Raw genomic sequence first — 23,449 nt, 5'->3', positions numbered from 1 at the left:
AAACCACGTTTGGTTAAGCGCTTGTTGTCTCCCACAACAGCGCTTTTTCTTTTGTTTTCTTGTTCTTCTACCTCTCATAAATCCACTCTCTCTGATATTTCTTACGTGTTAAGGAAAAAAACTTGTCATGTTGATATTGCAATGCGCGCTCGCATTAGGTATAATAATGAATGTTGAATTATGCGGTAACACGCGTAAGAACTTTACTTATCGGAGGTGAAACAAATGCCAAACATTGAATCTGCAATCAAACGTGTTCGCACAAGCGAAAACGCGAATGTAAAAAATTCATCTCAAACTAGTGCTATGCGTACTGCAATCAAAAAATTTGAGGATGCTGTAGCTTCAGGTGCTGACAACGTAGATGCGTTATATAAAGACGCTGTTAAAGCGATCGATATGGCTGAAACTAAAGGTCTTATCCACAAAAACAAAGCAAACCGCGACAAATCTCGTTTAAGCAAAAAAATCGCTAAATAAGGAAATCGGCTACGGCCGGTTTTTTTATTTGCTTTTTCTATACACAAATACACACAGTTTGGCTGATCCTTCTGATGACCAACCAAACTGTGTGTATTTGTGTTGCTATTGTTTTTACTTATTTTTTAATCTTTCAGCTGCCTGAAACACAAATAATTGAAAACTCAATTTCTTTTCGATCTGCCCACTTTTTACTTGATAGTCCATCTCGACTAATTGGTCGAACAATTGGACTAATATTTGTTCATCGAACTTTCTGACTTCTTGCATCGCCAATTTTACCCGATAAGGATGGATTTTCAAAGTTTCCGCAATATTTGCTTGTTGATACCCGATTTTGACTAAAAATTTCGTTTGGAGATACAATCGTAGTTGGGAGAGTAAAATCGCATTGATCTTGATGATCTCTTCCCCTTGTGTGACTAAATCTTCAAATAATCGCAGGGTATGTTCCGTATCTCCAGAAAGCATATATTGTGTCATGTCAAAGATATTATGTTCCAACGTCTTAGGCACTAATTGTTCGATTTCTTTCGCAGAGATGGCTGATTGATTCTGCCCATATAACATCAATTTATCTAATTCTGCCATCATTTTTGATAAATCTAAATCAGTCAATCGTAAAAAAAGATCGATTGCTTTACGATCTAGAGTAAGCGGTGTATTTTCTAATGTATTCAATAAATACTGTCGCACTTCTTTTTCATTCAATTGCTGAACATTGATCGATATCGCTGTTTTCTTCAATTGTTTCGTGACTTTTTTTCGTTCATCTAGTTTTTCATAAGGCGCAAAGAAGACGAGAACGGTTGATTCGAGTGGTTCTTTTAAATAGTCTACTAAAAGATCTGTGTTTTGTTCGAGACTGTTGTTGTTTTTTTCACCCGTCAAAAAATAAGGGTTTTCGACAAACACTACTCGTTGATCACCGAAAAACGGTAAGGTTTCTGCTTCAGCGATTACGTCATCGATCGTTGCTTGGGTCATATCAAATTTCAGAAAATTGAGATCATCTTCTCCTGATATTTGTATTTTCTTAAGGATTTCTGTACGCACTTGGTCTTGTAAAAACTTCTCCGTTCCTAAAACGAGATAACAAGGTGCGAGCTTTTCTTTACGAATTTTTTGTAGTTCAACTTGGATACTCACATCTCTCACCACTTTCCAATTTATCCTATCACGAGAAAACAAAAATTACTAGTCTATCATTTTCTGAAGTCGGCCATTTTTTGTCCAAATAGGATGCCAAGAAAAAGTGATCGCCCCATTTTTATCTGTCCGATAAACAGTACTCTCTAAATTTTCCAACGTGTCGAGGACTTCAGGATGTGGATGCCCATAGCGATTGTCCAGCCCGTTAGATAAAATTCCTATCATCGGTTGTAAAGCAGCCAAGAACAAAGGATGACTCGAACTACGACTCCCATGATGCCCTAATTTCACGACCTCCGCCCTTAGCCTTGGGTAAGCATTCAACATCTCGAGTTCCCCTTCTTGATCCAAATCACCCAGTAACAAAAAGCGCTGCTTCTTATAGGTGAACCAAAGAACCACTGAATCTTCATTTTTCCCTTGCCCTTTTTTACTTGGCATCAAGACGTACAAGTCAAAGTAGGCAGATATTCGATCCCCTTGCCTGACTTCTATGATCTTGGTTCCTAACTGACTAATTTTTATCAATCGTTCGCGAAACTTTGGCTCTGTGGCAGCTCCCCAACCAATGTATATTTCTTCGATGGTAAAATGTGACGAGAGTGTTTCCAATTCCCCGATATGATCAGTGTCGTTATGTGTGAGAAATAGTTTTGTGATCGTGGTGATCCCTTGTCCTTTTAAATATGGAACGATATTATTTTCTGCATAAGGACGAGTAATACGTTGCTGCCACGCTTCTGTTTCAACATTTAATCTGCCCCCAGTATCGATTAAAATCACATCTTGTTTCATCGGACTTTTTAGTAGGATACTATCGCCTTGTCCGACATCGATAAAGGTGATCGTAGTCGAAGCATCAAGTAATGGTATCAAGAAATAACTGATGAGGATTAGTGATGAATAAATGATTTTTTTCCATGGCAGAATCGTTTTGCTCTCAAACAAGAGTAAGAAGACGATGATACTCAATATAACAAAATAAAAAGCGGGTTGCCCGATGGTCAGTGTGGAGAAATCAAAATAAGAGAGGAAGTCTTCAAAGTGAACCAAACAAGATTCGAGGATTTCAAATAAGGCCTGTGGAATGATGCTGCCTGCTAAAAAGAGAATGATCATCCCTGGAAGAAGGACGTATTGGAATAATGGAATGCCTAGTGTTGTGAATAAGCCACCTAAAAACGACCATTCATAGAAATACCAAGCACTTAAAGGTAATTGGATTGCACTTGTTTGGAATAGGTAGAATAAACGATTGCTCCAACCTTTTGATGCGTGAGAAAATGTCATAAATAATAAACTCATCCATATACTTAATTGCGCACCCATTTGAAGCAGGATCAACGGATCGAACAATAAAAGCAACCATAGATTCAAAGAAAAACAATCCAGCGTAGATAGTTTGATTGATGTCAATTTGAGTACAAGCTTCAAAATAAAGAAACTGCCTGCTCTAACCACTGAAAATGAGCCGCCAGCTAATAGGATATAAATCCCCGTAAGCAATGTCAGCGGAAGAATCGTAACAGACAAAGGACAGCCACTTCGTCGAAAAACATAATATAAAAAACCTAAATAAAAATGGACATGCATCCCAGAAACTGCGAATAGATGCAGTAGTCCAGTTGCTTTAAAAATTGTTTCGGCTTCGCGAAAAGAAGCATCACGATAACCGAAAAGCAACGCGTTCATATACATCCCTATTTTTTTAGGATATCGTTTTTTTACATAATTGATTGCTTTTCCACGGAGGTCACGAAATCGAGTCACCCCTCCCCTTGTAGAAGGCAGGACTTGAAAATCCTTTCCATGGAACTGACCACTGATTCGTGATCCCTTCAGATAATTGACCGTATCAAATGCATAACGATTGCGCAACGATCCGGATGTCTGATAACTGCCAGTTACTCGAAGTTCGATCGGATACCCTCGAAAGTCCTCCCATTGTTGTGCTTCTGCTTTTGTTTTGGCTTGATAACTTAGCTGGACTTTTTGTTTCGTTGAGATTCTGCGTGCTTCTACAGTCAACCAGTCGCCATTACGTTGAATCGTATCGGTCATCAATAGAAACTCTTCAGTTGTTCTTGTGTGATCAATCGAGGGAAGCTCTGAACGAAGACAAGCAAACCAAACTGCCAGACTGCAAAAACAACAAAGATAGATCACCGCTTGCTTGTGTTTGAATAGAACCAGAAGAAAAAGGCCAGCAACGATCAAGCGAGACAGATCATGCTCCTTATAGTAAACGAAACATAAAATGACCGAAGACATTACTGGTAAAATCAAGTAATTACGAACTTGTTCGCCAAATTGTTTAATCAAGTTCTCCTGTTGATTCTTGTTGAAGTTTAGCAAAATATTTCATATCTAAATTGACTTGATGGACGGATGCACCTAATTGGGTAATCAATGACTGTGCATAAGGGTCATTGCGATAATCATGCAAGTAATGGATTTTCCTGATTCCAGCTTGAAGCAATGCTTTTGTACAGGCCAAACATGGAAAATGGGTGACATAGATCTCTGCCCCTTCTGTAGGGACTCCGAGTTTTGCACATTGGAGTAACGCATTCATTTCTGCATGGATCGTTCGTAAACAGTGACCATTCACGACATAGCAACCTTCGTCGATACAATGAACATCCCCACTCACTGCGCCGTTATAACCACCCGCAATGATTCGTTTCTCTCTAACTAATGTGGCACCTACTTCTAATCGTGTACATGTACTTCTTAATGATAATAATACGGCTTGTGCCATAAAATACTGATCCCAAGGAATTCGTTCATTGCTCATAATTTGTCACCTCATTGGTTTATTCTATTGTAATTGTAACGAAGTTTTTCAGTTTTTCAACTGTCTTTTCGCCAAATCCCGATATTTCTTTCAAACTTTCAATTGTTTGGAAGGAACCGTTGGCTTCGCGATAGTTGATGATCTCTTGTGCTTTCATTGCCCCGATTCCCGGAAGCTCCTGTAATTCAGCAAGGCTGGCAGTATTAAGATTGACTTTCTTTTCCTCTGTCTGCTCTTTTTCCTTTACTTCCTCTACGAACTGAGGAATCTCTTCGCCAACTTGGGGAATATAAAGCACTTGTTGGTCCGAAACTTTTGCAGCAAAATTGATCTGTTTTTCATCAGCTTGTGCAGTCAGTCCTCCTGCTTTTTCAATGATATCAAAGACACGTTCCTCGTCTGTAAAGGCGTATATTCCAGGTCGATTGACATTGCCTTTCACGTCTACATACATGATAGGGTCTTTTGTCGTCGTTTCGGTTGTCGCAGTCTTTTGGTAACTATCCGAGCTTGTAGCGGTTATCAACGATATGTTACTAGATTCATTGATCTTAGTTGGACCGATCTGACGGTATATGACCACTCCTATTAGCATACTAACTGATACACTGCATATAAAAAATAGAAGGAGGCGTTTTGGCGAATCAAAGATTTCTTGAACTATTTTCTTCATTGGTATTCTTTCTATTTCATTTTCCTTTCTAAAAAATAGTGAAAAAACATCTACACTGCGATGTTCCTTCACTATTAGATACGCCTCAAATGATTATTTCTTTTATTTTTATATTCACGATTTACCTAGTTGGTTCTATCCTTGGTTTCGGCTTCAAACTTGGAGAAGGCGGAGCTGGTGGTCGATTTCCCCCAGACTTACTCATTGCTGCTTGTTTGGTCATGCCAAATGAACGTTTGTCAGAGGCATTATGGCTGTTAAAAACCATACGGTCGGACTTCCCAGATCCGTTCTCTATTTCCCAGATTCGTTGTTTCACCGATTGCACAGGGCTCTCTCCAGATATTGCTTTTGACGAAATAAGGCCTTGATTGATCGCAGATTTTACTTCTCGAAGTTTCGAATCACGTCGTTCAAACTCATCTTTCAATGAATTTTTTCTCCCATTATTTTCTTGCAACTCTGAAATTGGTGATAACCGTCTTGGTTGTTTGATTTGTTGCTCATGATGACCAGTAAATGCTACCTCGCCATGAACGGAAGGATTTCTGTGGTGTCCCACTATAGGTTTTTCGATAAGTTTCTCTTTATTATGGGACACCTCTATATTTAATGAAATTTTCTCCCCATTGTTCGCTCGTCGGATCACTGCGTAAATGACAGGGTCATCTTTTCTATTGATAATTACCTTGCGAGACTTCTCGCTTTCTCTACCTTCCTCTAGGAAAGATAGGGTACTGTAATGTAATTCATCTTCTGTTTCAGGTTGACGCCATTTTTTTTGCTCTAAAGGTTGTGCACGAAGCTGCTCCCTTAGTTCCAATCCGCGAGCCGTAGGGATAGATTTCGCTCTTGAAGCTAAGTGCTTGATTTCATCAACGATTTCTTTTGGATCAATCCATACATCTTTATCAACAATCGATTGAATATATTCTGATTTAAAATATTTACTATTCAAATCCTTTAGTGTATTCTCATATTTTTCAGGTTCTTTATTCTTACGCCTAAGGATAAAATTGAAAACTCTATCCGTTTTACTCAACTTTTTCTGTCGAAAATCTGCAAGTAAGCGCCTGGTCCACAACACACCGTTTCGATGTTTTGACAGTTGATCTTTCGTTTCTTCCAATTGTTTGTCAAAATCAGTTAATACACGTTTAAAGTCTGCTGTTTTCCGCAAGTTCCCAAAATTTTTTTTATACTTTTTTTCGGAGTAATATTCTCCGATATCGAATGATGATTGGCGATTGCTTGATTGTTCCATGTTTTTCTTGCCCCTTTCTAACTCTTTTTTTAATATGGTAGCAAACTTACTTAAAATTACCTACAAAATAACAAAACGTTTTTTTGTAATTATTGAAAAAAAAGAAAAAGAGGGAGACATTAGCCCTTTCGCACCACCTAAACCGAATAAACGGCGGGAACAGATGGAACCTCTTCGAAAAATAATACGCCACCCACAAAAATTTGAAAAACAATTTTCGTGGATGGCGCATTATTTCTTGAGGCTAAACATGTCTTGTCCTCGCTTTAAAATATGAGTACAAAACGTTCAAGTCGAAACCGTTTATTTCATGTTCTCAAGATACTCTAAGGCATCTTGCACTGTTTTGACCGGAACGATCTTCATCGATGTATTGAGTTTTTTAGCCGCAGCTTTGGCTTCTTCATAATTCGTTTTGATATCAGGATTTTCTTTTTTCACTTCATCAGAAATCGTATCATCTGGCGCAAAAAAGATATTCATTCCTGCTTCGTCTGCACTTGCCACTTTTTTATCGATTCCACCGATCCGTCCCACTTCACCTGCACTATTGATCGTACCTGTACCGGCTATTTTTTTCCCTTTACGGATGTTTTGATGGGTCAACTGTTCATAGATCTCCAAAGTAAACATCAAGCCTGCTGAAGGGCCACCGATTGAACCAGAATTGATTGCCACTTCTGTGTCTGTGGCGATTTCTGTATGATCGGTCAGCGTGATCCCGATTCCTGGTTTTTTATCTGTCGATAACTCGATCAGTTTACCTGAAGCTTCTTCTTCTTTGCCATCGTGGATGAAGGTGATTGTGACAACCTGTCCTACTTCTTGTCCTTTCACGTACTCCATAAATTCTTCTGCACTCTTGAAACTTATCCCATCTACTTTTGTGACTGTATCGCCAACAGATAGTTTCTTGTAAAAGCTCGAATTTTTTTCGACGCCCATGACATAGACACCTTTAAATTCCATCGTATAAGGAATATTCGCTAGTTTCAAGGCTTGCTCAATGGCGGCATTTTGTGAGGATTCCATATAATATTTTTGCATCTGATTATATTCTTCATTTGTCGCTCCACCAGTCAACTCTTCTTCACTGATAACATCTTTGAAATCTGACATTAGTGCGGAGACGACACCAAATCCTGTTGCTCTTCTGATTCCTACAGAAGTGAGAGAGAAAGAGCCTGATTCTTTATCTTCTTGATCATTGACTGTGATCATATCTTTAAGATCGATCGTGGCACCTGGAGCTTCCACGTAATAGGGTAAAGGCACAATGACAAAGCCTGCTAATAATGTGCCTAAAAGGATCACGGATAACGTTTTCCACCATTTCTTATTCTGCATCACTTTCACGCTTTCTAGCTAATGCTTCGTTGATCACAGTAGGTAAATAGGTGCTCACGTCCCCACCAAAATAAAGAACCTCTTTAAGCATACTTGAGCTGATATGGCTATACTCTGGTTTTGCCATAAAAAGCACCGTCTCCAATTCATGACTCAAATGATGATTCATTTGCGCAATGTCACGTTCATATTCAAAATCTTTGAAGCTACGAACACCTCGAACCAACGCTTGAACACCTAGTTCTTTTGCCGTCGTCACTGTCAACTGTGTCTCTTGGTGGATCACTCGGACATTTTCTAAGTGTGCGACTGCTTGTGTGATCAATTCCAAGCGTTCCTCAGCCGTGAACAATGTTTTTTTTGATGTATTGATAAAGATACCGATGATCACTTCATCAAACAACTTCGCAGCTCGTTCGATCGTGTCTAAATGACCCATAGTCAATGGGTCGAAACTCCCTGGAAATAACGCTCTTCTCATTTATATTTCCTCTTTTCTATAAATGGTCACCGCAGAGATGCCATAGGTCTGCTGTTTGATTTGTTGAAAATTTCCTATTGTCTCAGGAAGCTCCACTGACTTATCTGTTTCGCATACGATCAAGGCAGCGTCCTGAAAAAGAGCCAATTCTTCCATACGTTCAATTTGATCGACGATTTTTTGTTTGGCATAAGGTGGATCTAAAAATAGAATATCAATCTTTTGATCCTCTTTCGCCAGTGACTCAATCGCTTTATCAGCATCTAATTTCATTGTATTGAATTTGTTCGGTTCTTTTGTGATTTCAATATTTTCTTTGATTATTTTTAGTGCTTGATAGTTTTTCTCCACGCAGATTGCGTAGCTACAGCCTCTGGAAACAGCTTCGATCGCTAGACCCCCGCTTCCTGAGTAAAGATCCAAAACGACCTCTCCATTAAAATAAGGACCGATCATGTTGAATATCGACTCTTTGACTTTATCAGACGTCGGTCGAGTATTTGGCCCTGCTAAACTTTTTAAACGGCGACCGCCGTAATCTCCTGAAATTACTCGCATCTACTCACTCCTTGAAACATACTGTTATTAGTATACCAAAAAAATAGACTTGATTCCGACTAAAATCGTCAATTCTCAAGTCTATTTTTTCTTAATTTAACTTTTTATAACTATTCAAAATCTTTTTATCACATTTTCTTCATTTTCGTCGATTTTATTAACTATAACGCTAGACTCTCTTTACTAGAAAACGTGATCAGCTAAGCGGATCTTTGTGTTTAATTCTTCGATCTCGAAGCCTTCTTCTTTTGTGTCCGCCTTTTTACCGATTTTTTCAGCAAAATTCATTTCGATATCTGGTCGATAAGAACGTTCGACATTTCGTACGAAATGTAATTTCTTGATCCTTTCTTCCGTTTGTTCATAGTTGTCTTCATTTAAATACATGATCACATACTTCATTTTACGAGAGACATAATGCACTAAACCAAATTTGCGAAGATTTTTCAATTGTTTTAAACTATATACCCACACGACTAACCCTCGCCGATGTGTTTGTTCAAATTCTTTATTTTCTATGTCCATGGCAGTTTCCTCCGCACCCTTCACTTTTTTCAAAAAATGGACTACCTGCACTGATTTTGATCTCCGTCGAAATCGTATGTGCAAGTTGTTTTCCAATGGAATCTAGTATCTTTTGTAATTCTGTTTCACTTATTCGAAAAGCAGCTACTTCTTCATTTAGATCCAACTGCCTTTTGGCTTGTCGTACAGTTCGTTGTTTTTCACGAAACTCTGGAACGTACTTTCCATAAGGTGAAATTTCTTCAAATGCTTGTCTGCTTACAATAAAATCATTTTTTAACTGGTTGACGTTGATAGAAGTTTCCATCTCTTTTTTAGTTTTGAGATATTGTTCCATCATTTCACTTGTTACAATCGTTTGAACAAGCTGATGACACTGGTCCTCCAGTTCAAACAACTCCTCATTGATTATCACTGCTTTCACTAGTCTCCTCTTTTTCCTTCATTAAGACTAACATGTTTTCTTTCGAAAACGCAACGCCTAACTGTGTTGGTTCTTTTTCCAAGAATCGATCATGATAATAAGGATCAGTATATAACAATAAAACTGAAAAAGTCGGATCAATGATTGGATGCATGAAAATTCCAGTTGTTTGATCTAATTGTCGTTTTTCCACTAAGCGATTGATTTCATCATTTGACAACGTAAATTTAACTGTCGTTTGGGAAGTCTGTGTTGCCATCTGCCACTCTGCCAAACGATTTTCTGCCAACCATTCTTCTGGCTGGTCGATAAAGTCTGTTAACAGTACATTCGTTTGGATCATAAAATCTGGAGAGTAATGATAATCAGGCAGTTCAGCTTCTTGGCGTAATCTCGTCAATACTCGAGTGATGACACGCTCTCTTGACTGATTGATACTTTCCCAGTCTGCTGAACTCTCCATTTCGTAGTGGGGCAATCCTTCTCCGAAGACCTGGTAAGGCATTAATTTCAATAAGCTTTTCTTGTTTAAATAAACTGTTGAAAATAATCCACCTGTGTCTTGATCAAAGAAAAGCATCGCAAATGTACCGTTGTCAAAAGCAATCAAGGGACGATAATTCATGTCTTCTTCAGTTAACTCGATTCCGACTTCTGTCTCTTCATACTCGAATGTGAAGTTCGGAAAAATCGTTGTAATCTCTGTCAGATCCTGCATAGTCATGCCAACGGCAAATGGGGTCAAACTAGTTGCGTTCGCATTTAAAACTTTGATAGCCTCCACTCGGTCATTTTGTATATTTGCTTCAAGTACGATTTGTTGAATTGGATCTTGATAATATCTAATCTCAAAGCCGAATCCGCTCGTCAAACGATCTTTAGGTGAACCAATCTCTGCTTCTAATTCGGTGACTGATCGACCAATATATGTAGAAAAGCCAGTCGCATTTAGCTCCTGGTATTTCCAAGACGTTACCTGATTTTGATTTCCTATCAGTTGTTGGTCTTGCGTGGATGTTTCAAGTTTGGGAGGGAACACTACTGGCTCCAAATATAAAGCCGACGTGACGAATAGTAGTGTTGCTATAAATAGACCTAGTCGTTTCAAATGTTCCCTCTCCTTTCTTATTTTTCTGTAACTTCGATTAATAGATCTCCTGAGGAAATGGGGTCGCCAGCAACAACATAGAGATGTGCTATTTCTCCATCGAATGGTGCTTCAATGGCTGTTTCCATCTTCATTGCTTCAGTGACCATCAATGTATCGCCTCTTTTGACTGTATCGCCTTTTTTCACCAAGACGTCTAAAACTGAACCGGACATCGTCGCACCGATTTGTTCGCGATTTGTTGGTTCTGCTTTTCGTCTAGTTTTTACCGCACTGACGATCGACGTATCTTTGACGGTGATTTCTCTTCGTTGACCGTTCAAATTAAAGAATAACACACGATTCCCTTCAATATCAGGTTCACCGATCTCGTCTAAGCGAATGATCAGGATCTTGCCTTTTTCGATTTGAACGTTGACCGTTTCCCCTAAACGAATCCCTTGGAAGAAAGTCGGTGTATCCAGTAATGTGACATCGCCAAATTGATTATAAGCGGTTTGATAATCCAAGAAGACTTGTGGATACATCAAGTAACTCAAGACTTCTTCTTGTTTTGGTTCATAGCCGATCTTTTTAGCTAATTCTGCTTTGACTTTTTCGAAGTCCACTTTTTCAGCGAACAATCCTGGACGTTCAGTGATTGCTGGACGACCTTTCAAAATGATCTTTTGGAGTTTTTCTGGGAATCCGCCAACTGGTTGGCCTAATTCACCTTGGAAGAAGGTAACGACTGATTCCGGAAAACTCAAGGTCTCGCCTTTTTCATAAATGTCTTCTTCGCTCAATTCATTTTGGACCATGAACAAAGCCATATCGCCTACAACTTTAGAAGAAGGCGTGACTTTGACGATATCGCCAAACATCAGGTTCACCGTGTGGTACATTTTTTTGATGTCATCCCAACGATGACCTAAACCAACTGCTTTGGCTTGTTGTTGTAAGTTCGAGTATTGTCCACCTGGCATCTCGTGCATATAAACTTCAGTTTCAGGGGCATTCAAGCCATTCTCAAATGGTTTGTAATACATGCGAACATCTTCCCAGTAGTGATTCAACTGTTGCGCATTTTCAATATTGATTTCTGGTACACGTGGCCCATTGACCAAAGCGTAATACAAACTGCTCATACTTGGTTGGCTAGTATTTCCACTCATCGCACTCATCGCTACATCGACAATATCGACACCCGCTTTGGTTGCTGCTGAGTAAGTGATGATGCCATTGCCACTCGTATCATGTGTGTGTAAATGGATTGGTAGATCCGTTGTCGCCTTCAATTCACTGATCAAGCGATAAGCAGCTTGCGGTTTCAACAGTCCTGCCATATCTTTGATGGCAATCATATGAGCGCCTAACTGTTCCAGCTCTTTTGCCATGTCCTTGTAATATTGCACATTGTATTTCGCACGACTTGAATCATTGATATCACCTGTGTAGCAAATCGTCGCTTCTGCAATTTTCCCTGTATCACGAACGGCTTGGATACTCTTTTCCATTTGCGGTACCCAGTTCAGACTGTCAAAGATCCGGAAGACATCGATCCCTTGTGTCGCTGCTTCTTTGATAAATTCAGCGATCACATTGTCTGGGTAGTTGGAGTAACCGACAGCATTCGATCCTCTAAAGAGCATTTGCAATAAAGTATTCGGCATCAATGAGCGAATCTTTCTCAGGCGTTTCCATGGGTCCTCATTCAAGAAACGATAGGCGACGTCAAACGTCGCGCCACCCCACATTTCACTTGAAAACAACTCTGGAAGTCCTTCACCAGTCAAACGCGCGATTTCTTTAAAATCTTTTGTACGCACACGAGTTGCCAATAAGCTTTGATGGGCATCTCTAAACGTGGTATCTGTCAATAACACGTTTTCTTGTTGTTTGACCCAATCGACTAACGCGGAAGCACCGTCTTTGTCTAAGACATTTTTAGCTGTGATGTAATCTGGGCGAGTGATCAGCTCTTTGGGCATACGTGGTGCATCGTAATATGGTTTTTCACCACGTTCGATACCAGGAAAACCATTTACCGTGATTTCTCCGATATATTTCATTGTTTTATTTCCACGGTCACGTAAGCGTGGGAAATCAAATAATTCATTGGTACTATCGATAAACGTCGTTTTGGCTTGTCCTGATTGAAATTCTGGATGCAAGATGACATTCAACATAAATGGAATATTTGTTTTCACTCCACGGATACGGAATTCTCTCAAACAACGTTCCATTTTTTGGATAGCTGTTGCAAAGTCAGCCGCATGTGTACAAACTTTTACTAAAAGCGAATCAAAATATGGGGTAACGATGTAGCCTGCATAGGCATTCCCTACATCTAAGCGGACGCCCATTCCACCTGGTGAGCGATACGTATCGATCTTACCAGTATCTGGTAGAAAGTTACTCAATGGGTCTTCCGTTGTGATCCGACATTGGATGGCTGAACCTTTGATTTTTATTTCGCTTTGCTGTGGCAATCCGATTTCTTTATGCAGATCTTTCCCTTGTGCAATCAATAATTGCGTCGTCACGATATCGACATCCGTGATCATCTCAGTGATCGTATGTTCCACTTGAACACGTGGGTTGACTTCAATAAAATAAAATTCGTCATTTTCCACTAAAAATTCGACTGTTCCTGCATTGACATATCCCACATGCTTCATCAATTGGACAGCGGCATCACATATACGTTGACGTTGCTGCTCATTCATAGAAACGCAAGGAGCGACTTCTACGACTTTTTGATGACGCCGTTGGACCGAACAATCACGTTCAAATAGATGGATGATGTTCCCATGGGTATCCCCTAAGATCTGGACCTCGATGTGTTTTGGATCAGCGATATACTTTTCAACATAGACTTCATCACTACCAAATGCGGCTTTCGCTTCGCTTTTTGCACGCTCATATCCTTCACGAGCGCCTTTTTCGTCATATGCTACACGCATCCCACGACCGCCACCGCCTAGTGCTGCTTTGATCATTACTGGATAGCCATGACGTTCAGCAAATGATAAAACTTCTTCAATTGACTCTACTGGTCCATCTGTCCCAGGGATCGATGCGATACCAGCTTCGATGGCTGCTGTTTTCGCTTTGATCTTGTCACCAAAAATATCAAGATGATGTAGTTCTGGCCCAACAAAAGTGATGCCTTCTTCTTTACAACGTGTAGCAAAGTGTAAGTTCTCAGATAATAATCCGTAGCCGGGATGGATTGCGTCTGCTCCACTAGCCTTAGCAATCTCAAGAATCCCTTCAATATCAAGATACGCATCTATCGGTCTTTTTCCTTTACCAACCAGATATGCCTCATCCGCTTTAAAGCGATGCACGGAATATTCATCTTCTTCTGCATAGACACCTACAGTTTGGATTCCTAATTCTGTACACGCACGAAATACCCGTACAGCAATTTCTCCTCTGTTAGCTACCAAAACTTTTCTCATCGAATCACTCCTACGTCAATTTTAGTAAATACCTAAACTCTTACGTTTCTCATCTGCGCTGATATTCAGGACGAAACCTACGCAGATCGAAAGCATCAGTAAACTCGAACCACCTTGACTCAAGAATGGGAATGTGATCCCTGTCAGTGGGATGATCCCAGTGATCCCGCCAAGGTTGACAAATACTTGGATCAGAAACATCGAACCGATTCCGATACATAGCAAAGAATTGAATGGATCTTTTGAGCGGATCCCCACTAAGATGATACGGGCGATCATGAACATCAATAAAGCTAAGATCAAAATACCCATGATCACGCCTAATTCTTCTACTACGATGGCATAGATAAAGTCGGTTTGCGCTTCTTGTAGAAATCCTTTTTTCTGGATACTATTCCCTAATCCGCGACCGAATAGACCACCGTTGAACATCGCATAATAACCATTCACCATTTGGTGTCCGTTATTCAATTCATCAGAAAAAGGGTTTTGAAAAATCTCAAAACGATGATAGATATATTGTAAGCGACCTGGGAAAAGTTTCCCTTGGGTCACGTTGATCAACCAAATTGTTATCACACTAAAAATGATTCCTCCGACACCAACGATCAAGGTGTAAAAATAATTGACGCCGCTAGCTAAGAGTAACACGATGATGATCAAAAAAATAACCGTTGCATTCCCAAAATCGGGTAGACTTGCCACTAACACAGTCAAGGCAAGAACTAACAATAAAGGTCGTTTGACCGTTGCAATGAAGTTTTTTTGCACACTCATTTGTCTCTGTGACAAAGTAAAGGAAAGATACCAGATGGCAATGATTTTTAGGTATTCGGCGGGCTGGATAGAAAATCCGGCAATCTCAAGCCAACCTTTTGCCCCATTTCGTTCTTCCCCAAAAAATAAGACGATCAATAATAAAATCGTCAAGACTGCGATAGCCGCCATGATCAATCGCTGATTTTTCAATACACCGATTTTCATTTTGTATAGGAGTGCAATAACGATCAAGCTAAGCACCCAAAAAATACTCTGATTGATGACCGATGACGCTGGATTGCTCCCATTTGCTAATAACAAGTATGACGTAGAACTGTAAACCATGATCAATCCGATGATACATAAAATCAAATATGGAATTAAAATACTGTAATCCAACAGATGCCTTTTTTTTACTTTATTCGGCAAGCTTATTCCCCCTTGCCACTTTCTTTTTTATCATAATTTTCTCGGTAAACTTCATTGTATAAGTGATTCAATTGACGTTCTAACTCACTGAGCATCAGTTGCCCTTCTTTTTTTTCAATGATCCCTACACGTATTGCAAAACTCACTTGTTGAGAAAATCCATACATTTGTGTATCGACTACCTCTTCAAAGGCTTTACATTGTGAGATACAAAGACTGTTTGTTTGATTTTGGATCAAACGCTTGATGCGATCTGCCTCATCAATCAACACATTAAGTGCCGTCTCTTTTGAAAGAGAATCCATTTGCCTTTCCCTCCATTTCTAAGTTCATTCATTATAGCATATTTTACGCAATAACTGAGCAAGAACCTAGATTTATCTAGGCTTTTTTTTATGTTTTTTCACTATCACTTTGCGTAGCGCTTTCTTGGAAATTTTGGATTGATTGCAAGAACATTTCACCATACTTATCGAGCTTGCTTTGTCCTACCCCTTTGATTTGGAGAAGTGCCAATCGGTCTTTTGGACGATTACGACTCATTTCTTTGAGTGTTGCATCTGAAAAAACAACGTATGGTGGAACGCCCGCGTCAGCAGCTAAATCGGTCCGTAACTGGCGTAATACTTCAAATAGACCATCTGTTTCATCATGCGACAATTGTTGCACTTTTTTGGGTTCCTTTTTGTGTACAGTTACTTTCCCCATAAGCACTTGCACCCCAAGATCGCTGACTTTTAAAACAGGGTATTCACCACTAGCCGCAAGTAAGTAGCCACTTGAAATCAGATAGTCGATCAACTGCAATATATTTTTTTGTGACAGATTCCTTAGTAGACCATACGTAGACAATCGATCAAACTGAAACTGTTTGATTTTCTGATCTTTTGATCCGGCAAGGACTTTCATTAGTAATTGTTTTCCGTAGTTTTCACCCATTCGTTTCAAACAAGACAAAACCATTTGCGTTTCTGTGGTCACATCGACCAGTTCACGATCATCAAGACAGTTGCCACAACGCTGACAAGGCTCGCTTGCTTCTCCAAAGTAAGAAAGAATATATTGTTGCAGACAGGATTCGATATGGACGTATTCAGTCATGGCTCGGATCTTGTCGTATTCCTTATGTTTTTGTGCTTCCTCACGTTGCGATTGTTGAACAAAAAACTTTTGGACTTGCACATCTTGTGGCGCAAATAGCAAAATGGCTTCACTAGGTAAGCCATCTCTTCCGGCACGACCAGCTTCCTGATAATATGCTTCTAATGAACCTGGTATTTGGTAGTGAATGACAAACCGAATATTACTTTTATTGATTCCCATTCCAAAAGCGTTGGTTGCTACTAATAGTTGGATACGATCATAGAGGAAAGCTTCTTGCATTTCCGTCCGTTCCCTTTCTGAAATACCGCCGTGGTATCTGCCAACGGAAAAACCAAATTTCGCCAACAACTGATAAAGTCGATCCACTTCTTTTCTAGTCGCGGCATAAATGATGCCTGATTGATTTTGATTCACTTTTAAATACTCGACCAAATATTGTTCTTTTTTTTGATCTTTGATAACCTGCAACCTTAGATTTTCTCGTGCAAATCCAGTTTGAATATGGTTCTTTTCAGGGATTTTTAAAAGTCTTTTGATATCTGTTGCTACAGGGACAGTAGCAGTTGCTGTCAAGGCCACGATGGGCGGACGCTGAGGAATACCTTCTAAAATATTCGCCATCTGCAAATAACTGGGTCTAAAATCATGCCCCCATTGCGAGATACAGTGGGCTTCATCAATGGCAATCAAGCGAACGGACCAACGATTCATCGCTTGGATAAAATCAGGCATAATAAAACGTTCTGGTGCAACATATAACAATTGATACTTTCCCTCATCTAATGAACGAAAACGTTGTGCCACTTCATATCCTTCTAATGAACTATTGATAAACGTAGCAGCGATCCCCAGTTGATTCGCAGCATCCACTTGATCTTTCATCAAAGAGATCAAGGGAGAAACGACGATCGTCAACCCTTCCAAGGCTAGCGCAGGTAGCTGATAACATATTGATTTTCCGCTTCCAGTCGGCATGATACCCAAGACATCTTCTTGAGCCATAATTTTTTCAATGATTTCTTTTTGGCCTGGGCGGAAAAGCTCATATCCAAAATATTTTTTTAATAACTGCTCCACATGCGCCCTCCTCGATTTCTGTTTGTTTTTACACTTTCAAGTTTTACTTCTTTCATCTAACTATTAATTACGCATTTTCTCCAATGATTCATTTGACATGTACTATCTATTCTACTTCTGTCTGCTCATAAGAGCAAGTCTCACTCCGTGAAACAAAATACCGTTTGTGAAACTAAAAATAGAGCATTTCGAGTCTTTTAAAAGTTCTTTAAAAAATTCATCTTGCCATTCTTGCTTTCATTTTTTGTTTCTTTAAGTTCTCCACAGCTAATGATCGACTTCCTATTATGAGAATTTTGTTTTTTGCTCATAGGATTTATTTTTATATTTCTTGTCCGTGACTCCTTTAGTGATCATAAAAAAACAGTTGAAAGGATGCCAAAGTAATTATCACTTTCGCTCTTTCAACTGCTTCGTTGTCATTTTAACTATCGGTTACTGTTTATCAAACGATTTTTTAGACATTTTTCGTTTCCATAAAACAAATCCTACTACTAGTAAGAAACATGCACCAATATATGGCAGTACTCGATTGATGGTTTGATTGGTTTGTGGCAATTTGCTCTCATCACCTTCTGCTGCGGAACCCTCACCTAAACCAGTCTCTGCTGAAATTCCATCTGCATTTGGGTCGTTGGATGTGCCAGTACCATCTTCTGCACTAGCGTCCTCTTCTCCTGGCGTTGTTTCTTGGCCAGGTTCAACGATTTCATAGGAAGATTCTGTACGAGTAGATAAACTCCCATAACTACGGTCCACTTTGACATCGAGAGAAACAAAGCGACTTCCCATAGTTTCTGTATCGATTTCAGATGACCCATCTAAAGAAACAGTATAGACATTTTTAGGTATTACACGTCCATTGACTTTAACTTCTTTTACTAACGATTTCAGGTCAACTCTTGCAGTGCCTTGTGCAAAAGAAGGCTGAGCAGGTTCAACTGTTAACTCACCCGTAGGCTCAAAACCATAATCTGTTACCTTATAATAAGCGTAATTACTGCCATAGGTGTAGTTTCGTTCGTTCTCTTCTGCCATCAATAAATTGTTACTAGTATCTACGTGATAAACCTTCACGATATCACCTGGGGTCACCGCCAGTGATTTACCAGTATTAAAACGTGAAATTGCTTGCTCGATCGTTTGTGTACCACGAACCTCGTATTGATATTTGCTTTGCTTACGTTCGTTGAGAATTTCGATTCCATAATATACTTCGGTGTCATCGTATTCATTCACTCGATTCTTCAACACTGTTTGATCGGTTCCTTGGACAGATTGGATCTCGATTTGTTTGCTGTTTTTAAGTAGTCCAAATGATCCAACCGTTTCACCTTTACGATTTTTTAAATGGATCGTGCTGCCCCATTTCACTTCATATGGCACTTCGATGTCAGTCGAAGAAACACCATCTGCCGTTGATACTTTTACCGTTACTGTTTTTTCTCCTGTCGTATGCGTATCAAACGCTCCCGTTTGTTCTACTTTATAAAGCTCTGTGTTCAAACTCTGTCCGTTAAATGCAACATTGTCAATCAACGTTGTCACGTCTACTTCACTGGTATCTTCACCTAAGACAAGTTCCTGACTAGCAACATCTGCGTGGATCATCGTAATTGGCTCAAACTCTCCATTCTTGACTTCATAATAAGCGTAATTCAACCCAGCTGTATAGTTTTTGACGATATCATCCCACATCAGTAAGTTCTGGTTATCTGTTTCTGCATGGTAGACACGGAAAATGTCTCCTTCTTCCACAGGTAATGATTGCCCATTATTGAACCCTTCGATTGCTTGACGAACCGTTTGATTACCTGCCACTTCATAAGTATATTTGATGTTATTGGGAAATAAACTATTGGCTTTATTTTTAGGATCTGCTAGGATATCGATTCGATAATAGGCATTACGACCATAAGCAGAATTGACTGGCGCATTAAGTTCTGTTTCATCTTCACCTTTTGTGGCATAGATAGCCAACTGGTCATTTTGATCAAGCAGACTAAAAGAACCGACGATACCTTTTTTCCCTTCTTTTTCTTCACCTTTCAGAATAAATGTACTTCCCCATTTGACTTGATAAGGAAGTTCAACTTGTACACTAGTTAAACCATCGTTCATTTTCACACGCATAGCGACGTTTTTATTTCCTACCGTCGTCGTATCGATTTCTGAACGTCTTTCGATTGTGTATTCCTCTGGATCAACTGTTTTGCCGTTGATCGTCACACGATCAATTAATTCAGCATCAGCTGCAGTAGTCACATCTTGCGCGAGATAAAATGCTTTATTAGCTGTATGGACTTCCATGACTGGCATTGCTTCAAAACCATAAGTCGTTACTTTGTAATACGCATAATCTGAACCATACGTGAAGTCCTCTTCTAGTTCATCGACCATCAGTACCGAGCTACCAGGAGATTTTTGCGGGTGATAAATTTTGATCACATCATCTAACTGGACAGTGACAGCTTGAGTACCATTAGTTCCAAAACCGTTGATGACGTCTTGTAGCGTGACACGACCTGGGACTTCTTGACTATACTGGACTCTTTCGCCACGTAAGACTTCAATTGAATAATAGAGGTCTTGATCGTTTCCTAAGCGCTCATCTAATGGCGAGTCAAACCCATGATGGATTTTCAATTGTCTGGTCGTATTAGTAGTTTGCAGTGAGAAAACACCTGCTGAACCACCAGTGCTAGATTTCATCACAATCGTTCTGCCCCATTTCACTTCATAAGGCACTGTGATGACTTTTGATACTACCCCATCTTTCGTGTCAAATTGGATAGCAAGTTCTTTTTGACCGACTGTGGTTGTATCGAAGTTTCCTAATTGTTTCACTGTATATAGATCCGGTGTTAGCTCGGTACCGTTGATCGTTACCTGATTGATCAGTTGCGTTCCATCAATCCCCGTGGCATCATCACCTAAGCTAAATTCTTGTGGTTTGGTATCCGTAGAAATCGCGAGGATCGGTTCTAACCCATGTTCTGTGACTTCGTAATAGGCATCATTTGAACCCATCGTAAAGTCTTTTGCTAATTCATCTTGCATCAATAAACTATTACCTGTTGGTTCTGCATGATACACTTTGATGACGTCGCCTTGTTTGACATTCAAAGGTTTTCCTTGATTGAACCCTTCGATTCCTTCTCTAATCGATTGATTCCCTAGTACGTTATATTGATACTTGGTGGTAATATTTTCGATCACTTCAATGCCATAGTAGGTGTCTCGTCCAAAATGATTATTGACCGGTTGACTCAAGTCCGTCCCACTTACACCTGGACTAGCATGCAATGCCCATTGATCGTTTTCTTTCAGTAGACTAAATGCTCCAACGGTTGCATTATCCAAGCCTTTCAATACGAATGTACTACCCCATTTGACTTGATAATCGACTTCGAATTCTTTCGTTGCTAGACCATCATTCGTTGTGACATTTAGATTCATTTTTCTCGCACCAATCGCATGAGTATCAAAATCAACAAGAGCTTCTACGGTATAATCCTTACTATCGATTGTACGACCATTGATGGTTACATTTTTCAATAAAGAGGCTGGTTCAATCATAGAGGTATTTTCTCCAAGTACAAAGCTTTTTTGCGAAGATTCTGCATCTAATACCGGAAACGGATCAAATCCATACGGTGTGATCTTATAGTATGCATACTCAGAATCATAGGTATAATCCTCTTCTTTTTCATCGATCATCACGACTGAACTATTCGGCGTTCGTTCTGGATGATAGATCTTAATGACATCATCGTAACGGACATCGATCGTTGATGAGGTGTTTCCAAATTGATCCATGATTTGTTGTAATGTGGCACGATTGGAGACGTCCTGACTATAAACAACTGTATTTCCTCTTAAAACTTCAAATGAGTAATACAATGAAAATGGTGAGGATAGAGGTCCAACTGCAACATTCATTGCTGAAGGAATTCCTGTACCAAAAACGATTTTGGCTGTTGGATTTCCTGAATTATCCGTTTTTAAAGAAAATGATCCCGCTGAAGCTCCGGTTGCCGATCGCATATAAATCGTATGTCCCCAAAGAACATTGACGGTCGTTTCTCCGGTTCCTTTGATCATCACACCACTGTTTGAATGCCGTGTTTGTACCGTCAACTTAACTGGCTGCGTGCCTGTATATGTGAAATTGGGTTCACTTGATTCTGCCTCAACAAACTCCAAATCATCGACTGCAACTGGTACACCGTTCATGGTCACAGAATCAATATAATCCTTAAAATTAGAAGCAAAGGATGGATACTCATTCCCCATTACTCGATCTTCAATGGGTTTCAATTGGACCTTCAGACCTTCATGAGGTTTGACATTGATTGTTACAGAAGCTTCAGCAGTTCGCCCATCTTCCGCAGTAGCTTTTGCTTGCCAATTTTGTACTCCCGAAACATTTGTATTTACATTGCTTAACCATTCGACGATATAAGTTCCGTTCGCATTTGGAACCTCGAAATAGTCTTTAGGATCTGGTAAGCGATCATATTGATAAACTTCAAAGTTTCCTGATTTAGCTGTCATTCGTAATGGACCAGGTTTGACATTGAATGGCACATCAACGATTGTCTCTCTGGAAGTGACTGAATCAGTAACTTTGACTTTCCCTTTTTGCTCGCCGACTTTTGATGTGTCTGGTTTTTCTACCCAACTAGCAGAAACGGTTCCTTTCGCATTGCTAACATCTAGATAATCTAGCAATTTTAAATTTGCAACGTCTTGTCCCTCATCTAAATTGTGAGGTCCATTTTTTACTGTTACTTTAATATCACCTATTGCTTGTTCAGCAGATAGAAATGAAACGTTACCATTCATTCTATATAATTCTATACCAAAGCCATTACTTCTAAGTGAATATAAATGATCAAGTCTAACATTTTCAAGAATCTCATTTCCGTTTACTGGATTATTAGCTAATCTAGTCATAGTTATCGTAGCTCCAGCATTATCAAGAGTTTGCCCACGATCTTTCAATTCAAAACGGACATGCCAATTACCACTTTTGGTAATTCCTTCACTAGTCCACTCCGGATTCAGTGTCATCCTGTTTATTAAATAAATCTGACCAACTAAATAGCTTTCTGGAATAGGTATTGAGGGCTCTTCAGTTGGAAAATTCCAAGTTCTATAATCTCCCTCTACTTTAATTGCTTCACCAATTTTAAAATTATGATCAAAGGATTTCATTGCTTCTGAATATAGATAACCAAATCGATCATCTATAGCTTCTGCAATTATCTTTTTCACTTCTTCTTCAGAATATCTTGTATTCAAATTATTTTCATTTACTTTTTTAGCTTTGTTTGAACTTACCGTATTATTTTCTTTCGTTCCCATCACATTGTTAGTTAGAGATTTTTTATTACTAATTACTTGTTCATTGTTTCTTTGAGTAACTGCCGATACACTTTGAACAATCACTCCATTCAAGTTCCCTAACAACATACCACCCACTAAAACACTATGTATTATCTTTCTCCGTATACTCACCTTACGTTCCTCCTTCGATCTTACCCGTCAGGAGGAGCGTTGCTACTTATATGGTATCTATTTCTCTCATCTAAAGACATCGCTCCTCCTTCTCAAAATGTTATGGCTATTTTCTTATCTTTCAATCAGAAGCGTTGTTTTATTTTTTTGTCTCACCTTCCATCCATGTCTATAAATATAGGTAAACTTTACTTTGTTAAGTTTAAAACTAAAATCATTTTTTGATAACGCCATTTTTTCTATATTAACTTGTAAAAATTGAAAGAACAGCGTTATTTAACTTTACTTATCAAGGAAAAAGA

The 23,449-nt window shown here is 39.3% G+C and carries 17 protein-coding genes; 1 reads left to right on the top strand and 16 read right to left on the bottom strand.

All coding sequences use genetic code 11. The features are described from left to right. Window positions 1-225: 225 nt before the first annotated feature. Entirely contained in the window at window positions 226-480 is a 255-nt protein-coding gene (gene rpsT / locus IGJ19_RS05960) for a 30S ribosomal protein S20 (protein WP_010735647.1), read from the top strand. A 114-nt stretch (window positions 481-594) separates the two neighbouring features. On the opposite strand, the gene holA is transcribed toward rpsT, so the two are convergent. The 16 genes from holA to IGJ19_RS05880 all read right to left on the bottom strand — a co-directional run bounded on the left by holA (window position 595) and on the right by IGJ19_RS05880 (window position 23,147). After that, entirely contained in the window at window positions 595-1,641 is a 1,047-nt protein-coding gene (holA, locus tag IGJ19_RS05955; RefSeq protein ID WP_074799696.1) for a DNA polymerase III subunit delta, read from the bottom strand. A gap of 36 nt (window positions 1,642-1,677) precedes the next feature. Then, window positions 1,678-3,954: a DNA internalization-related competence protein ComEC/Rec2 gene (locus IGJ19_RS05950; protein WP_430604473.1), complete on the bottom strand. Its 2,277-nt coding sequence runs from the start codon at window positions 3,952-3,954 to the stop codon at window positions 1,678-1,680. Further along, the gene (locus IGJ19_RS05945) at window positions 3,947-4,429 is read right to left on the bottom strand and encodes a ComE operon protein 2 (protein ID WP_034689319.1); all 483 of its coding nucleotides are present in this window, start codon (window positions 4,427-4,429) and stop codon (window positions 3,947-3,949) included. Before IGJ19_RS05945 ends, IGJ19_RS05950 begins: the two co-directional genes overlap by 8 nt. Before the next feature lie 19 nt (window positions 4,430-4,448). Continuing rightward, window positions 4,449-5,102, bottom strand: a complete 654-nt coding sequence (locus IGJ19_RS05940) for a helix-hairpin-helix domain-containing protein (RefSeq protein ID WP_430604472.1) — start codon at window positions 5,100-5,102, stop codon at window positions 4,449-4,451. A 121-nt stretch (window positions 5,103-5,223) separates the two neighbouring features. Then, window positions 5,224-6,366 carry a hypothetical protein gene (locus IGJ19_RS05935; protein ID WP_430604471.1) on the bottom strand — a complete coding sequence of 381 codons (1,143 nt, stop codon included), beginning with the start codon at window positions 6,364-6,366 and terminating at the stop codon, window positions 5,224-5,226. Between the two features lie 303 nt (window positions 6,367-6,669). Further along, window positions 6,670-7,713, bottom strand: coding sequence for a SepM family pheromone-processing serine protease (locus IGJ19_RS05930; RefSeq protein WP_074799698.1), 1,044 nt, complete (start codon window positions 7,711-7,713; stop codon window positions 6,670-6,672). Next, a complete protein-coding gene (gene coaD / locus IGJ19_RS05925; protein WP_071867116.1) occupies window positions 7,703-8,194 on the bottom strand; it encodes a pantetheine-phosphate adenylyltransferase in 492 nt (163 codons plus the stop codon). The genes IGJ19_RS05930 and coaD overlap by 11 nt, the downstream gene beginning before the upstream one ends. After that, window positions 8,195-8,752 carry a 16S rRNA (guanine(966)-N(2))-methyltransferase RsmD gene (gene rsmD, locus IGJ19_RS05920; protein ID WP_019723134.1) on the bottom strand — a complete coding sequence of 186 codons (558 nt, stop codon included), beginning with the start codon at window positions 8,750-8,752 and terminating at the stop codon, window positions 8,195-8,197. Window positions 8,753-8,935: 183 nt separating this feature from the next. Next, window positions 8,936-9,277, bottom strand: coding sequence for a YlbG family protein (locus IGJ19_RS05915; RefSeq protein WP_034689324.1), 342 nt, complete (start codon window positions 9,275-9,277; stop codon window positions 8,936-8,938). Continuing rightward, on the bottom strand, window positions 9,261-9,692 hold the full coding sequence (locus IGJ19_RS05910) for a YlbF family regulator (protein WP_071867161.1): 432 nt from the start codon (window positions 9,690-9,692) through the stop codon (window positions 9,261-9,263). Before IGJ19_RS05910 ends, IGJ19_RS05915 begins: the two co-directional genes overlap by 17 nt. Next, window positions 9,679-10,809, bottom strand: a complete 1,131-nt coding sequence (locus IGJ19_RS05905; RefSeq protein WP_074799700.1) for a CAP-associated domain-containing protein — start codon at window positions 10,807-10,809, stop codon at window positions 9,679-9,681. The genes IGJ19_RS05910 and IGJ19_RS05905 overlap by 14 nt, the downstream gene beginning before the upstream one ends. Before the next feature lie 17 nt (window positions 10,810-10,826). After that, window positions 10,827-14,255: a pyruvate carboxylase gene (locus IGJ19_RS05900; protein ID WP_430604470.1), complete on the bottom strand. Its 3,429-nt coding sequence runs from the start codon at window positions 14,253-14,255 to the stop codon at window positions 10,827-10,829. A gap of 21 nt (window positions 14,256-14,276) precedes the next feature. Continuing rightward, window positions 14,277-15,443 carry an FtsW/RodA/SpoVE family cell cycle protein gene (locus IGJ19_RS05895; RefSeq protein ID WP_071867119.1) on the bottom strand — a complete coding sequence of 389 codons (1,167 nt, stop codon included), beginning with the start codon at window positions 15,441-15,443 and terminating at the stop codon, window positions 14,277-14,279. Between the two features lie 2 nt (window positions 15,444-15,445). Further along, a complete protein-coding gene (locus IGJ19_RS05890; protein ID WP_010735661.1) occupies window positions 15,446-15,748 on the bottom strand; it encodes a YlaN family protein in 303 nt (100 codons plus the stop codon). Window positions 15,749-15,836: 88 nt separating this feature from the next. Further along, on the bottom strand, window positions 15,837-17,624 hold the full coding sequence (gene recQ / locus IGJ19_RS05885) for a DNA helicase RecQ (RefSeq protein WP_071867120.1): 1,788 nt from the start codon (window positions 17,622-17,624) through the stop codon (window positions 15,837-15,839). A 435-nt stretch (window positions 17,625-18,059) separates the two neighbouring features. After that, window positions 18,060-23,147, bottom strand: a complete 5,088-nt coding sequence (locus IGJ19_RS05880) for an LPXTG cell wall anchor domain-containing protein (protein WP_430604469.1) — start codon at window positions 23,145-23,147, stop codon at window positions 18,060-18,062. Window positions 23,148-23,449: the final 302 nt, after the last annotated feature.

The organism is Enterococcus sp. DIV1368b, from assembly GCF_050529595.1.
Lineage (GTDB): Bacteria > Bacillota > Bacilli > Lactobacillales > Enterococcaceae > Enterococcus_B > Enterococcus_B mundtii.
The sequence above is the reverse complement of the archived record's forward strand: the minus strand, read 5'-3'. Positions and strand labels throughout refer to the sequence as shown.